General features: G+C 56.2%; 21 protein-coding genes and 1 tRNA gene. 17 read left to right on the forward strand and 5 right to left on the reverse strand.

Annotated elements, in window-relative coordinates; all coding sequences use genetic code 11:
- Nucleotides 1-127: 127 nt before the first annotated feature.
- The 4 genes from C8N36_RS02770 to C8N36_RS02785 all read left to right on the forward strand — a co-directional run bounded on the left by C8N36_RS02770 (nucleotide 128) and on the right by C8N36_RS02785 (nucleotide 2,416).
- Nucleotides 128-604, forward strand: coding sequence for an Lrp/AsnC family transcriptional regulator (locus tag C8N36_RS02770; RefSeq protein WP_097803104.1), 477 nt, complete (start codon nucleotides 128-130; stop codon nucleotides 602-604).
- Nucleotides 605-634: 30 nt separating this feature from the next.
- A complete protein-coding gene (locus C8N36_RS02775) occupies nucleotides 635-1,177 on the forward strand; it encodes a tetratricopeptide repeat protein (protein WP_097803105.1) in 543 nt (180 codons plus the stop codon).
- A gap of 51 nt (nucleotides 1,178-1,228) precedes the next feature.
- Nucleotides 1,229-1,315 (forward strand) — tRNA-Leu (locus C8N36_RS02780).
- Between the two features lie 138 nt (nucleotides 1,316-1,453).
- Nucleotides 1,454-2,416: a tyrosine-type recombinase/integrase gene (locus C8N36_RS02785; protein ID WP_097803106.1), complete on the forward strand. Its 963-nt coding sequence runs from the start codon at nucleotides 1,454-1,456 to the stop codon at nucleotides 2,414-2,416.
- On the opposite strand, the gene C8N36_RS24070 is transcribed toward C8N36_RS02785, so the two are convergent.
- The 4 genes from C8N36_RS24070 to C8N36_RS02805 all read right to left on the reverse strand — a co-directional run bounded on the left by C8N36_RS24070 (nucleotide 2,413) and on the right by C8N36_RS02805 (nucleotide 4,044).
- Complete coding sequence (locus C8N36_RS24070) at nucleotides 2,413-2,670, reverse strand: helix-turn-helix domain-containing protein (protein ID WP_170125781.1); 258 nt, start codon at nucleotides 2,668-2,670, stop codon at nucleotides 2,413-2,415. The two genes, C8N36_RS02785 and C8N36_RS24070, sit on opposite strands and share 4 nt — an antisense overlap.
- A gap of 59 nt (nucleotides 2,671-2,729) precedes the next feature.
- Entirely contained in the window at nucleotides 2,730-3,176 is a 447-nt protein-coding gene (locus C8N36_RS24440) for a hypothetical protein (RefSeq protein WP_245910707.1), read from the reverse strand.
- Complete coding sequence (locus C8N36_RS02800) at nucleotides 3,176-3,499, reverse strand: hypothetical protein (RefSeq protein ID WP_141467947.1); 324 nt, start codon at nucleotides 3,497-3,499, stop codon at nucleotides 3,176-3,178. The genes C8N36_RS24440 and C8N36_RS02800 overlap by 1 nt, the downstream gene beginning before the upstream one ends.
- Nucleotides 3,500-3,576: 77 nt before the next feature.
- Complete coding sequence (locus C8N36_RS02805) at nucleotides 3,577-4,044, reverse strand: helix-turn-helix domain-containing protein (protein WP_097803109.1); 468 nt, start codon at nucleotides 4,042-4,044, stop codon at nucleotides 3,577-3,579.
- Nucleotides 4,045-4,129: 85 nt separating this feature from the next.
- Here C8N36_RS02805 and C8N36_RS24810 point away from each other — a divergent pair, with 85 nt between their 5' ends.
- The 4 genes from C8N36_RS24810 to C8N36_RS02825 are packed head-to-tail and all read left to right on the forward strand — an operon-like array spanning nucleotide 4,130 to nucleotide 5,340.
- Nucleotides 4,130-4,387, forward strand: coding sequence for a carph-isopro domain-containing protein (locus C8N36_RS24810; protein WP_370739136.1), 258 nt, complete (start codon nucleotides 4,130-4,132; stop codon nucleotides 4,385-4,387).
- Nucleotides 4,380-4,781: a hypothetical protein gene (locus C8N36_RS02815; protein WP_110767775.1), complete on the forward strand. Its 402-nt coding sequence runs from the start codon at nucleotides 4,380-4,382 to the stop codon at nucleotides 4,779-4,781. Before C8N36_RS24810 ends, C8N36_RS02815 begins: the two co-directional genes overlap by 8 nt.
- Nucleotides 4,778-5,122, forward strand: coding sequence for a hypothetical protein (locus C8N36_RS02820; RefSeq protein ID WP_141467949.1), 345 nt, complete (start codon nucleotides 4,778-4,780; stop codon nucleotides 5,120-5,122). Before C8N36_RS02815 ends, C8N36_RS02820 begins: the two co-directional genes overlap by 4 nt.
- A complete protein-coding gene (locus tag C8N36_RS02825; RefSeq protein WP_097803113.1) occupies nucleotides 5,119-5,340 on the forward strand; it encodes a hypothetical protein in 222 nt (73 codons plus the stop codon). The genes C8N36_RS02820 and C8N36_RS02825 overlap by 4 nt, the downstream gene beginning before the upstream one ends.
- Before the next feature lie 8 nt (nucleotides 5,341-5,348).
- On the opposite strand, the gene C8N36_RS02830 is transcribed toward C8N36_RS02825, so the two are convergent.
- The gene (locus tag C8N36_RS02830; RefSeq protein ID WP_097803114.1) at nucleotides 5,349-5,699 is read right to left on the reverse strand and encodes a hypothetical protein; all 351 of its coding nucleotides are present in this window, start codon (nucleotides 5,697-5,699) and stop codon (nucleotides 5,349-5,351) included.
- A 386-nt stretch (nucleotides 5,700-6,085) separates the two neighbouring features.
- On the opposite strand from C8N36_RS02830, the gene C8N36_RS02835 reads away from it, so the two are divergent.
- The 9 genes from C8N36_RS02835 to C8N36_RS02875 all read left to right on the forward strand — a co-directional run bounded on the left by C8N36_RS02835 (nucleotide 6,086) and on the right by C8N36_RS02875 (nucleotide 13,122).
- Nucleotides 6,086-6,766 (forward strand): hypothetical protein, encoded by a 681-nt coding sequence (locus C8N36_RS02835; protein ID WP_097803115.1) that lies wholly within the window; start codon nucleotides 6,086-6,088, stop codon nucleotides 6,764-6,766.
- On the forward strand, nucleotides 6,763-7,002 hold the full coding sequence (locus C8N36_RS02840) for a hypothetical protein (RefSeq protein WP_097803116.1): 240 nt from the start codon (nucleotides 6,763-6,765) through the stop codon (nucleotides 7,000-7,002). The genes C8N36_RS02835 and C8N36_RS02840 overlap by 4 nt, the downstream gene beginning before the upstream one ends.
- Complete coding sequence (locus C8N36_RS02845; protein WP_097803117.1) at nucleotides 6,999-7,328, forward strand: hypothetical protein; 330 nt, start codon at nucleotides 6,999-7,001, stop codon at nucleotides 7,326-7,328. The genes C8N36_RS02840 and C8N36_RS02845 overlap by 4 nt, the downstream gene beginning before the upstream one ends.
- Nucleotides 7,325-7,933 carry a hypothetical protein gene (locus C8N36_RS02850; protein ID WP_097803118.1) on the forward strand — a complete coding sequence of 203 codons (609 nt, stop codon included), beginning with the start codon at nucleotides 7,325-7,327 and terminating at the stop codon, nucleotides 7,931-7,933. The genes C8N36_RS02845 and C8N36_RS02850 overlap by 4 nt, the downstream gene beginning before the upstream one ends.
- A gap of 194 nt (nucleotides 7,934-8,127) precedes the next feature.
- A complete protein-coding gene (locus C8N36_RS02855; RefSeq protein ID WP_097803119.1) occupies nucleotides 8,128-8,715 on the forward strand; it encodes a hypothetical protein in 588 nt (195 codons plus the stop codon).
- A complete protein-coding gene (locus tag C8N36_RS02860; RefSeq protein ID WP_097803120.1) occupies nucleotides 8,712-9,395 on the forward strand; it encodes a hypothetical protein in 684 nt (227 codons plus the stop codon). Before C8N36_RS02855 ends, C8N36_RS02860 begins: the two co-directional genes overlap by 4 nt.
- Before the next feature lie 97 nt (nucleotides 9,396-9,492).
- Nucleotides 9,493-10,194, forward strand: coding sequence for a hypothetical protein (locus C8N36_RS02865; protein ID WP_097803121.1), 702 nt, complete (start codon nucleotides 9,493-9,495; stop codon nucleotides 10,192-10,194).
- Nucleotides 10,195-10,322: 128 nt separating this feature from the next.
- Nucleotides 10,323-10,970: a DUF1441 family protein gene (locus C8N36_RS02870; protein WP_097803122.1), complete on the forward strand. Its 648-nt coding sequence runs from the start codon at nucleotides 10,323-10,325 to the stop codon at nucleotides 10,968-10,970.
- A 1-nt stretch (nucleotide 10,971) separates the two neighbouring features.
- A complete protein-coding gene (locus tag C8N36_RS02875) occupies nucleotides 10,972-13,122 on the forward strand; it encodes a terminase gpA endonuclease subunit (protein WP_097803123.1) in 2,151 nt (716 codons plus the stop codon).
- Nucleotides 13,123-13,124: the final 2 nt, after the last annotated feature.

Genomic DNA, 13,124 nt, shown 5'->3' on the forward strand with positions numbered 1-13,124 from the left:
TGGCTCGAGGTTTCGAAGTGTCGCAATTTGAGTTAAGCTAAATCCCGTATATAGCATTTCAATACGGCGGTTTTCCTGATAATGTAGTTGTGCGCGGGCGATACGACTTAAAAATGAGGGACGCGACATGCAAACGGATCGAGCGGAATTGGACGGGTTTGATCGGGCTATTTTGACAACACTGGCCGAAGAAGGGCGTATTTCCATTGCAGATCTGGCGCGGCGCATCGGCCTGTCCAAATCGCCAACTCAAGCCCGATTGCGTAAACTGGAAAAGACGGGAGCCATTCGCGGCTATCGCGCCATCCTTGATCCGATCCAGCTGGGGTTGGACCATGTGGCCTTTGTTGAAGTTAAGATGAATAACACCAGCGAACCTGCTTTGGCCAAGTTCAATGCGGCCGCCACGGATATCCCAGAAATCGAACAGGTGCATCTGATTGCCGGTAACTTTGACTACTTGCTCAAAGTGCGGACGGCTGACATGCGATCGTATCGCCGGGTTTTGGCTGAAAAAGTGTCGACCTTGCCGGGGATTGCTTTTACGTCGACCTATGTCGCGATGGAGGCTGTAAAAGAAGACGGTCTCGCGGATGTGACTTGACGGATTTCAAATCTGCGCCACCATAAGAATATGCTACGTATATCTTTGATCCCGCTTTTCTTGGCAGGGGGTGCATTTGCCGATGGCTGCCCTGTCGCTCCAGATCACTCAGAACCGCTGCAAGTGTTGTATGATCAGCTTCAGCAGGTGGATGGCGATATGGAGGCGCGGAAGGTTTCCAACCAGATGTGGCAATACTGGGCGGATGCCCCTGATGAAGCCAGCCAAGAGATCTTGGATGAGGGAATGCAGGCACGAGCAGCGTTTGATTTTGTAAGAGCCTTAGATCGATTCGATCGGCTGGTCGGATACTGTCCTTTCTATGCAGAAGGCTACAACCAGCGTGCTTTTGTGACCTATCTTCGCCAAGATTACGAAGGGGCTTTACCTGACTTGGAGCGGGCACTGGAGCTAAATCCCAAGCATTTGGGGGCCTTATCGGGGCGCGCGCTGAGTCTGTTGGCTTTGGGCCGGGATTTGGAAGGCCAAAAAGCCCTGCGTGAGGCCTTGGAGTTGAACCCGTGGTTGTCAGAGCGGCACTTACTTAAACCTTTGCCCGGGCAAGAGCTTTAACCTTTCTGGGTCTTTACACCGCCGAAAGCAAAGCTATTGTCGCGCCAGCTGGCCCGCGTGGTGGAATGGTAGACACAGGAGACTTAAAATCTCCAGGCTTAATAGGCCGTGCCGGTTCGAGTCCGGCCGCGGGTACCATTTGATGGGTTGGCTTAGGTCAACCCGTCACATACCCCAACAATTTATGACAATTGGACACTCCGAGTTGGTCTGTTTAGGTTGATTTGACCCATTGCGGCGTGTTTGTTTACCCACAAATTACACACGTGGGTAAAAATGGCGTCGATAACCAAGCATGGGAAAAAGTGGCGGGCACAAATTGCCCGATCTGGCACCCGAAAGTCAAAGGTTTTCCCAGCAAAACAAGAGGCTAAAGACTGGGCTGCGAATGAAGAATCACGCCTAAAGGATGAGCGATCAACCTCGTGTCGTTTGCCTTTTGGCGATGTGATGCGGCGTTATGGGTTAGAGGTCAGCCCAACAAAACGCGGGCATCTATGGGAAGTGGCCCGGATTGAGAAATGGCGCGTTGATCCACTTGGCAAAATTCGCATGTGCGATTTGTCCGCCGATGACTTGGCCGATTGGCGCGACAAGCGTTTGCGTCAGGTTGCACCAGGCACGGTGCGCCGTGAGCGCAATTTGATGTCAGCGATTCTCACGCAAGCGCGCCGCGAATGGCGTTATATCGATGCCAACCCAATGGCCGATGTCTCAGCCCCGAAAGAGCCGCCGCCGCGCGATCGTCTGGTTTCTGATGACGAACTGGAAAAGCTGGTTTTTGTTGCAGGAGGTGATCTGAGCACAAAGCGTGCGCGGGCCATTCACGCGTTTCGGTTTGCTTTGGAAACGGGGATGCGAGCTGGAGAGATATTGAGCCTTCACGCTGATGCGTTGGACCTCGATCAGCGGGTTGCGTATCTGTCGCGGACAAAGAACGGTGACAGTCGAGATGTTCCGCTGTCGACTGAAGCAGTCCTGTTGATCGGGGCGTTGCCCAATCAGGAGCGGTTGTTTGATATGTCGAGTGCCGATTTGGATGCTGCCTGGCGGCGAATTCGCGATAGGGCGGGTATTGACGGGCTGACGTTCCATGACTCCAGACATTCAGCGGTAACCAAATTGTCCAGAAAGCTTGACGTCCTGGCACTGGCCCGAATGATCGGGCACCGCGATATCAAGCAGCTCATGGTCTATTACAACGCCCCAGCCAATGAGCTAGCCAAGCTGCTGGATTAGGTACGGTCTTTTTCCTTTACCCGTCTTGAAGAGCCTGACCCTTTGGCCATAAATCGATCCTCCTGCACCCAGCGGTTAATGGTGTTTCTATTGACTTTGAACTTGTCTGCAGCATCGTTTACCGAAAGCCATTCAGCGTCTTGAAGGATGGGCCTAACGGCTTCGGTTAGGGCCTCGATCTGTTCGCGCATTAGTCGCATTTCTTCGGCTACGGCCAAGGGTACGACCATCATGGGTTCTGAAATGTCAGCCATCATGCGCCTCGGAGCGTTCGGGCTGAAAGTTGGGGATGTGATCAAGCATTGCGTTCCTCTCAGCGTGGGGTTTGGATCTTGCCGCGCCATACGTCGAAATCGGTGCGCAGGGCGGCAAAGCGGGCGGCGGCGTCTTGGTTTTCGTTCAGCTGTTTGCGGCTGCGAATGCCGCATTTTGTGCGGATGAATTCAGCGGCAAAGCCGGTGCTTGCCGAGGTGTTGGTCTGCCGTTCTTGCAGGTTGGCGAAACGCTGGAATTGTTCGTCATTGCACAGCATTCCGGCCTGTTGTGCGGGTGGCATATCGTCAAACCGGCGTTTGGAGGCGTGGCCGTCAAAGCGTTTTGCGGCCTTGGCCTCTTCCTTGGTTCCGTGCTGCGCGACGATGTTCGCGGCTTCGCGCAGGGTTTCATCATCGTGGCTGAGCGGATCGGCCAATGCGGCGCGGGCATACCATAACTGGCTTTCCGCGCCGTCAGCGGGCGCATTGTGCGTGTGCGCGGCCATTAGTTTGTGCTTTCGCCATTCTTCGCTGCTCGAAAGCCGAATTTGTGGCACAGCAAGTTGCGGCGGCGGGCGATCATGTGGATTTCAGCGGATCCGGCTTTGTCCAGTGGGCGGCCGTTGATCATGTCTGAAAGCTGATCGAGCTGTTGGGGCTGGATGCGCGCGGATGTGCCGTCTTCGAGCTGTTGGCGTTCTTTGGCACGCCACCACGCGTCTTGCATCAATTCCCGCGATGGTGCGGGGCCGCAGGGCGGGACAATCAGATGATTGCGAATGCTGATCGGGGTATGTGTTGCGGGGCGTCCGCTGGGGTGCGTCTGCACTTGAAACCTCCATCGTGTTGATGGAGGTGTTGTGTGCAAATTGCGCATTTATGTCAACCGCAAAATGCGCACATAAATTACTCGATCATCTGGCGCGCTAGCTCTAAGCGCCTAATGAGTTCGTCAAATCCTTCAGCATCAACCGTGGCTGCGATTTGAATTTGACTTCCGACAATCGCGAGTTTGACCGTGTTCGTTCCGTCACCCGGCAGGTTTGCCGGGGGATTTGGCTCGTCCAGCAATACTGACACATCGATTCTTGGCGATTTACCCTCCTGAAAGCCGTGGTTTTCTTGGTTAGGGTCGTGCTGGGGAAGTGATCCCAAGTTCAGCACCCTGCTTTTATCTATACCATATTCACTAAGGATTGATGCAATTTTTAGCGTCAAGTCTTGCGGCAGGTAGTCCTTCTTGTAGCGGGTCTCGTAGTGATTGTAGCTGGACGAGCTCGACATTTGCAGTGCGTCCGCCATTTGGCGGATGCTGCGCCCAGCTTCTTCGCGCAGAGCCTTTAGCTCCGTTCCGATTGATTTTTCCTGTTTCATGATCTCAATATGCGCACAGATTGCGCATTGGGTCTGTTCGCAAATTGCGCTTGATCAATATGCGCAAAAAGCGCACAACCCAATTATGAGTTATGTCGATACAATAGTTGATACCTTCGGCGGAGTGCGCCCAATGGCAACCGCTATTGGGTGTAGTCCCTCCACCGTGATGAGCTGGAAGGTTCGGGGCAGCATACCGGATCAGCACAAGCTGAATGTTCTGACGTGCGCCAAGTCGCTTGGATTTGAGTTGTCCGAAGTTCAATTTTTCCCTCATGCCGAAAGCTCGTTGGAGCAAGCCTGTGCGGGGCCGTATGAGCCGTTCGGGGCGAAATATGTCTGAGCGTGTTTCATGTTCTCAGTCTGGCGCAGGTCGGCGGGAAAAGTCTTGCACAGGTTTTCAGGTGTTTTGGGCTGGTTTCCGGTTTTTACTGGGTCGGCGTGAGAAGATTTTTACCGCAAATCGGGTTGAGGCCCAAGATTTGGCCCGCGCGCGGTTCGCGGACATGTTGCGCCACCCGTTCCCCGACGCGTCGGATCGAGAGATCGCCCGCAGCTGGGCCCCGCGATTGGGGGTCAGCGACAAGACCATCCAGAACTGGCTGGCCTGTTCGCATAGCGCCAGCATCGAAGACATTTTCATCGTCGGGGCAGCGCATGGCGTTTGGACCACGATGCAGATCCTTGTCGGGGAAAGCACCCGCGAAGAATACATGGAAAAGATGGGGCAGAAGTGATGGATTTCGCGGGCGAGTTTGCAACCTTGTTTCACAGCAGTCTGAGCTGCGCGGGTGATGAAATTGTCACGTCGCGGTTCATGTATTTCTGGGCTGTCACCTTTGCGCATGTCGGATTGGCGACGATTGTTTCGGCCTTTGTGCTGTTGCGCGATTGGTCGGTTGCCTGGCTGTGGGCCGGTTTTGCCTTGATCGTCGTCAAGGAGTTGGGGGCAGATCTGCCGAACGCGGGCTGGTCGACCTTGGTTTGGTTCGATTCCCTGTGGGACTTGGCCAGCTGGTTTGTCGGCTTCTTCGCGCTTTGGTGGGCGATGATGGCCGATCGCGCGGTGCGGTCATGACCCTGCGCGTGATTGTATCCCAGAGCGGTTTGAGCGCCACGGTTTCGGGCCAGTACCACGCGACGCAGATCGTCGGGCTGGATGATGCTGTGGCGTGGGTTCGGTTTTACGAGCGGATGGCCAAGGGCAAAACGGGCCGGTTTTATGGGGCCAAGCTGGATGCCTTTCGCCAAGCGCTGCAGGGCATGAAGGCCGCGCAGGCAGGGGGGCGGGCATGAGTGCCGATCTACAAATCCTGCACAAAACGGTTGAGCAGTTCCATCGAAGTCTTTTGGGGGGCCTTAGCGCATTCTGCGCGCAATCGTTTGAGGATTGTTTCATGCTCGCCGCGAATGCCGGGGTGTGCGCTTTCGAAGCCCAAAAGATGGCCCCATGTAATCATCTTGTTGGTCAAAACACGCGTTGCCGTCTCAAGGTCTGCACCGTAGTCGCTTGGTGCGTCGAGGGTTGCGACAACATGTATGCAGGGGGCCGAAAAATAGGCTTTTTGCACTTCGTGGTTTTGAATGTTTTGCGGGGTTTCAGCCGTCGCGCTGTTAGCCAGAATTGCGATCGAGGCAATGGTGATTTTAAGCATGTGGATACCTTGTGCAGTTCAATAGGCTGGGTCGAACTGATCCATAGTACTAACCCAAAGGCAACCCCTTTCAGATCGGCAATGCGGGCGCGCATTTGCCGTACAGGCGGCGGGGTGGGGTGCGTATCCTCCTCCCTTGCGCGAATACCTCGCCGCCAATTATCCCGTTTTTCGAATTCGCCTGATGGCGAGTGCCTGCGCCGGGCTTCGGTGCACTTCCTCCCTGTCGTTGAAACTTTGGCCGGTGTCGGGGCATCGGTATCGGCCACCTTTTCCGATGGGGGTCGGTTCTCGCCTGCGCGCCGGGTTATGCGCGCTTTACTGCCTGACCTGACCCGGCCTGCGTCTGTTCGCGCGGCTGGGTCTTTTTCTATGCGGGGTTTCATATGTTGATGTTGCGTGAGCAAAAACAGCGCTTTCAAGAGTTGTACGGAAAAGGCCAGATTGACGGCGTGATTGCGAAGGATTTGGGCGTTAGCGGTCATCAAGTGCGCGCGCACCGCACGGCACTTGGGCTGCCGTCCGTTCTGGATAAATTCCGCTGGTCTACCGAACAGGTTGAAACCCTGTCGGGATTGATTGGCGATGGGAAAACCGCAGCCGAGATTGCAAAGGCTATGGACTTGCCTGCAACACGGGTTCGCGCCAAGGCGGCGCAAAAAGGGTGGTCGATCACAGTTGATGCGGACCGAAAGCCATATTCGGCAATCGAAGATGAGGTTTTGCGCAATAGCTTGACCAGTGGCGTGACGATTGGGGAATTGTCGCAACGGTTGGGGCGGTCGCGCGGTTCAATCAGGTCACGCTTGGAAAAGCTGCGTGATGCAGCAAAGGTGCCGGACGTGGTGGCAGATTCAAAGCTGCCACCTAGCCCCAAGCCGTTGACGCCCGCGCAGGTTCGGTTGCGTGATCGGTTGGAAGCGCGGTTTGACCAAGGTTTGATTGCGGCATTGTTCGGGTTGCGGTTCAAGCGCGGTCTGTCGGGCGAGTTGTCGGAATTGGCGGAGCGTCATGGGTTGACCATTAGGCAAGTACAATTGCTTTGGCATCAAGTGAGGGCGGCATGATGGCAATTCCATCCGCGCCTATGCGGGCACAATCGCAATGCAAGCTTGGACATCTTACCTTTCGCGTCACGGCGCTGGATTGCGGTGTGGTGACCTGGGGGCTGTATCCTGATGATACTTGCGGGGCCGGAAAGGCCATCGCGACGGGCTTTGTCGAGAACGATTTGCCGCACCAGTTTGATGATGCCAAGCAAATGGTCGCTGGCGTTGTGCGCGGCGCAGAGGTGCCGAAATGAGCGCGGTTCGCCAAAGGCCGCATCCGGCGCGGTTGATGATCAGTGGACGCCAAAGCGCCAAGACTTTGCAGCACTACGTTGCAAGCTGCGCGGTGCTGGTTTTGCAAGGTGGCGGGTTGGTCGCATGCCGTGACTGTCTGGCTGTCTTAGCGGCGTCCTATGCATGCCTTGACCGGCCAAACGCAGGGACGCTGCGGATCTTGGCTGCGCCGGTGCTGCGTGTCTGCCGTGCGGCGGGCGATCAGAATGAAGATGAATTTGCGCTGGCCCGCCATGATTTGCGGCTGGCCTTGGCGGTGTATTTCGCGGGGGAGTTGGTGATATGACGGCCCAATTGAAATCGGTAAACGCTGAGCTTGAGCTATATCCAATCTCTGCCTCGGAGCGGTTGGATTCTCATTTTTTCTTGCAGTGGAATTTGAAGCGCTGGCGGGGCAGCTCGTTTCGCAAGAAAGCATATCTGGATCCCGAAGTCGGGTTCTATGGTTTTGAGCTGTTTTGCAAAGCGCAGGATGAAACTCCTATCGGCACCCTGCCATTTGATGACGCTGATTTGGCATTTATGCTGCACCTCCCGTTGGATCGCTGGAAATCGCTGCGAAAGCGCGATCTGTCGCCATTGCAAGGGTGGAGCGAGGTCCTGTGTGACAATGGCGAAATACGCTGGGCGCATCCGGTGGTCACTGAAATCGCTGTCGAGGCGTTAAAGTCAAAGCGCCGCAATGCTGCCAAGCTGGCTGATGATCGCATGCGCAAACGCCTGACCACGATTGCGGCGCGCTTGCGGGGTATTCCAGGTGCTGCCCGATACGCGGAAAGCGATGATTTACTGAACCAGATCAGCGACTGGATCGACAAAGCTTTTCCAGGAGGGAGCGCGACAGAAAAGCGCGTCAAAGAAGCGCTGAACGACCTTTCTTCAAAGCCCTGAAAACCGCGCGAAATCTTCCGGCGGAAGAAATCGGAAGTTCCGAGGAAGTTTTTGGAGGTTTTCGGAAAGTTTAAAAATCGCGCCGCTGAAAGGAAAAGAGAAGAAATGAGAAAGAAATGAGAAACCATGTGCCGCGCAAAAACCAGCGGTGGACCTGTGGATAAGTCGGGATTGGCTGAGAAAAGGATTGGGTGATGGATAGTGCAGAGCAAGCAGTGGGTGAAAAGCGGGTTCAAGCGTTGTTGATTGATCCGTTGACGCGGTTGGGTTTGTCCAAGCCGTCGACGGTGCGGGCAGGACAGTTTCAGGACATGCTGGCCGAGGTGAAATCAAAGCTGGCCTATATGAGCGATGAAAGCCTTGCTGCGTTGTCAGAGCAGGTTGCCGCCAATCCGGATGGCAAGCAGGGGGACCGGTTTCCAATCGCGGTAAAGATTTTGAAGTGGGCTGCGCAAATCCAGCCGCCTGGTGATGACGCCTCGCCCTTGGTGCGGGCGGTGTTCGCTGCGCAGCTGGGGCGCGATTCCTTGATTGGCGGCTGGGCCCCGGAACTGCTGGCAGAGGTGAAAAGGATCCGCCGTTGGCCGCTGGATTACGGGGTGACGCAGATCAAAGACCGCGCGTCGGATTCTGTGGGGCGTTTGCGAAAACTTGACGACCGGTTGCAGCGTGGCTTGACCTTGACTGACGAAGAGGACCAGTGGCGGTCGCGCCGGTTGATGGCGTTGCAAAAGTGTCGGGACATTGCGGATTTGAGTGAGCGTAAGGGGGCTGTGCAATGATGCAAGCGGCGATCAAAACAGAGGCGGGTTTTCGGTTGGGCGGTGTTGCTTCGAAGAAGCCTGTTAGCATCCGGGATCTTTTGCAGTGGGCGTTCCGGTCTGAATGCGCGCAGTTGGACTTTGACGAAATCGGCAGTGAAACCGGTGGCCGTGCCGGTGTCGGGATCGAATATGTACTGATGCAGCAGAGTATTCTTGGCTGTCGACCTGACGGTGGTGGATCGTCTGAGCCGCATCACGACGCTGACATCGTGGCCTCTGCTTTGTCCGCATTGCCGGACAGTGTTGGCGGGCGATCTATGGCGATCTCGATTGCGGATCTGGCGCGGGTGGGTCAGGTGCCTGATTGGATGCCAAACGCGCAGCCTGTGATCGTGCCTGTTGATTCATATACCAATCAGCACGGGTGCCAGGCTAAGACTGCGGACAGCGCTGGTCTGGGGTGCGATGGATGGCCAAAGCAGCCTCGGCGCAATCGCAAGGGGGTGATTGTGCATGATGCGGTAAGTTATTGTCCGGTGGTGGTTCGCCCGACGGTTTCACAGATTGCTCGGGCGCGTCGGGCTTATTTCGCTTGGTGGGGTGCGTTGTTGGAGTTGCGGGCGTCGTTGCAGCAGCAGTCGATGCTGAGCCGTTTCGAGGTGACAAATGACATGCCTGAGTTGGAGCCGTGGAAATAACGCTTGACGAAAGTTAGGATCTGTTGACATATTGCCATTGAACCGAAACGCGCCCGCAGGAAACTGTCGGGCGCTTTTGCTTTTCTGGGGGCGCGCAATGAATGATTTCGCTCTTGGCTTGACGGTGGACCATAGCGATGTGTCGCGCGGGCTGTCCGACATTGAGCGCAAGCAGTTGCCTATGGCGACGGTTTGGGGGCTCAACGATACCGCAGCGGATATGTTGGATCATGTTCAAAACCGCATGGAGGTCGTCTTTGACCGGCCAACACGGTTTACCAAAAACGCCTTTATGGTTTGGCGGGCGAACAAGAAAACCATGGAAGCGCGGGTGCAGGAGCGGCCATCGGTTGGGTCAAAGCACTTTCTGAAAGTCCAAGAGGATGGCGGCGCGCGCCCGCAAACCGGAATGGAGCGGATGCTTGGGGCCACGCTGCCCTATGAAGGCTTAGTGTCGGCATTGGTTCCCGCTGCGGGTGCAAAGCTGAATGCATATGGCAATTGGTCGCCGGCGCAACGCAAGCAGGCGCTGTCTGCAGCCAGTGGTGCAGCGCAAGCCGCAAAGTCGAGGGCTCGCTATTTTGTTCCGGACAAACGGTCGAACCTGTCGTCCGGTATCTGGAAGCGAACCGGTAAAGGGAAGCGAGAGAAGCTGACCAAGGTCGCGCATTTTCTGGACGCCGCGCCAAGCTATACCAAGCGACTTGGGTTCTTTGATGGGGCGCAAGAGGTCTTCAACGAAAAGTTTCCGGCTCGTTTCTTTGCTGCCTTCGATCGAGCGATGGCCAGCCGAAAATAACCCCACGGGTCCTTCCTAAGCTCTGATCGCACGCGGGTAATTCGCACCCCGTTTCGTGCGTGTTTGTTTTGGTTTTCAAGTGCTTGGGTTGGGGTTCTTGTTGTTGTTATATGAAAGGAATTTGAGGGATGTCTGATCTAATCACTCTTGATGGTGGAGAGGTGCTGGATCTGTCTGACTACCCTTTGCCTGAGGGTGAGGATGATATTGTTTTCAATGTCGAGTTGATGGCGAAAGCGATGGACGTGTCGACTGTCACGATCGGCAAATGGATCGACCAAGGCATGCCGGTCCAAAAGCGGGGCGGAAACGGTCAATCCTATGAGCTGAGATTTGGCCACTGCTTTGCCTGGCGACGATGGAAAGAGGGGCGGGATCATGCGGCGCGGCGCACACTAGAACATCGGGCCGAACAAAAGGCGATGCTGTTTTTAGGGGAAGAGGAAACGCCTGAGAGCGCGCGCATGTCGCCCAAGGAAATTCGCGAATGGTCCGAGGCGGAGCTGATCCGCAACAAAGCGGCGCAGCAGCGCGGCGAGCTGGTCCGCACTGCACATGTGCAAGAGATGCTGGATCACCTGCTGGTGTCGTTGCGCAATGTTATCACCAGCGCGCCGGACTTTTTGGAACAAGAGTTCAGCCTGTCACCGCTGCAAGTGGTCAAGGCCGAAAGCTATTTCGACGGGATGCTGATCGAAATGCGCAAGCAGATTTCGGATGGTGGTTTTCAGCCGGCTGCGGTTGTGCCGCTCGCGCGCGAAGCTGACGCGGGCTGACATGCTTGAGATTAGTGATCGGGCATTGGGGCAGATTTCAGATCTGCCGCCATTGCCGCCATTTGCGCGGGCGCATGAATTGCTGGCGGATGCATTGCCGCTGTTGGATGCGCCGAGCAGGATCTCTGTCACTGAATCGGCCAGGCGCAATATCCGGCTTGAAACCCGTGGGGTCTGGCAAAACTTTGATCCCGATGTGACGCCCTACATGGTTGAGCCGTCCAATACGGTTCTGTCACGGCTTTACAAAGGGGGCGCATTTGTCGGGCCCGCGCAGTCGGGAAAAACAATGGCGCTGATCACCACAGCCTTGCGGCCTGTGGTTTGCGATCCGTCGCCGGTGCTGATCATTCATATGGACCGGCCTAGCCGTGATCGATGGGTGGAAGAGTCTTTGAACCCGGTGATCCAAAACAGCCCGGAAATTGCCGATCGTCTAGGCCGTGCCCGTGAGGATAGCACATTCAGCCGCAAGCGGTTTCGGGGCATGCGCCTCAACCTTGGCTATCCAACGCCGCAATGGCTGTCATCAGCCAAATACAAATTGGTCTGCCTGACTGATTTTGACCACTTCCCGCCTGAACTCGGGGTTCGCAAGGATGCGCCAGAAGGGTCGGCGTTTACAATGGCCCTGCAGCGGATCAAATCCTACCTGTCACGCGGGTTTGTTCTGGCAGAAAGCACCCCGGCGTGGCCGGTGGTAGAGGGTGAGCAAAGCAACTATGAACCGGGCCCGCACGAGATGCCGCTGGTCAAATATGGGATTGTGCCGCTCTACAATCGCGGCACCCGTGGGCGCTGGTATTGGGAGTGTCGTGACTGTGGCGAGCTGTTCCAACCGGTTTTGGAGCAGCTACATTTCAATGCAGAGCTGTCGCCGCGTGATGCGGGCGAGAGCGCAGAAATGGAATGCCCGTTCTGCCATTGCCTGATCGGGTCGCAGCACAAGAATGAATTGAACCGTGCGGCGCTTCTTGGTCGGGGCGGTTGGTTGCATGAAACCGACAGCGGCGACGAATTGGTGCCGCTTGGCGATAGCAAAGTACGCGGCACGGAAATTGCCAGTTGGGCGTTGAACGGTGCGGCGGCAACTTTTGCCAATTGGTCGGATTTGGTTTCGCGGAAGTTGGAAGCCGAGCGCGAAATGGAAAAGCTGGGCGATGATCTTGATCTGGCGCGGTTTTATTACACCGATATCGGAGTGCCCTATAAGCGCGCCGCGAATGTGAACGAAGGGGATCTAAGCCTGAGTTTTCTACGCGACAATCTGCAGGACGCAGAAAAGGGGGTTGCCCCTGATTGGGCGCGGTTTGTTGTGATCTCGGTGGATGTGCAAGGCACTTATTTCCCTGTTCAGATTACGGCCTTTGGCGAGGAAGGTCAGGCGCAGGTTGTCGACCGGTTTGATCTAACTGTGCCACCTGCGGATGCGCCAAACATGGGGCAGGGTGAAGAGGCCCGCAAGTTGGATCCGGCGCGTTACTTTGAAGATTGGAAGGTGCTTGAGCCGTTGGCTGCTCGGGTGATTTCGGTTGCTGGCGCGGATCATGGGCTATCGCCGGTGCGGGTGGTTGTCGATTTCCAGGGTCGCCCTGGGGTCAGCGACAATGCGGAGAAGTTTTTGCGCGGGCGGCGACGGGCCCAAGAGGGAAAAGTCTGGCGCGTGTCGCGCGGGCAGGGCGGTTGGAAAACGCCGTTCCGGATCAGACATGACTTCCCCGATCGGGGTCATGGCGGAAAGCAGGCGCGCGGCATCAAGTTGCTAACGATTGCAACCGATCGGTTGAAAGACACGTTTGCGGCCAGCTTGAAAAAGGCAACCGGCGGTTCTGGTGCGTTTTTTCTGCCAAGTTGGATGCGCAAGGATGAAGATATGCTGGGCGAGTATGTCGCCGAAGAACGGCTGTCGGATGGCTGGGCCAAAAAGCCGGGCGAGATCCGCAACGAAGGCATTGATCTTTCAGTCATGGCGCGGGCCGGGGCGGAAGACAAAGGGTTGTTGAAGATCGATTGGTCATCACCGCCCAAATGGGCGCTTGGCGGCATCGGCAATGAGAACGCTGTTGTCCTGGCTGAGAACGCGAAACCGCGCCGGGCTGAGCAGGAGGCTCGCCGGGCCCCCACGCAAATCAATTATCTGAAAAGAGGGTGAGC

The organism is Pelagimonas varians (assembly GCF_003208435.1).
GTDB lineage: Bacteria > Pseudomonadota > Alphaproteobacteria > Rhodobacterales > Rhodobacteraceae > Pelagimonas > Pelagimonas varians.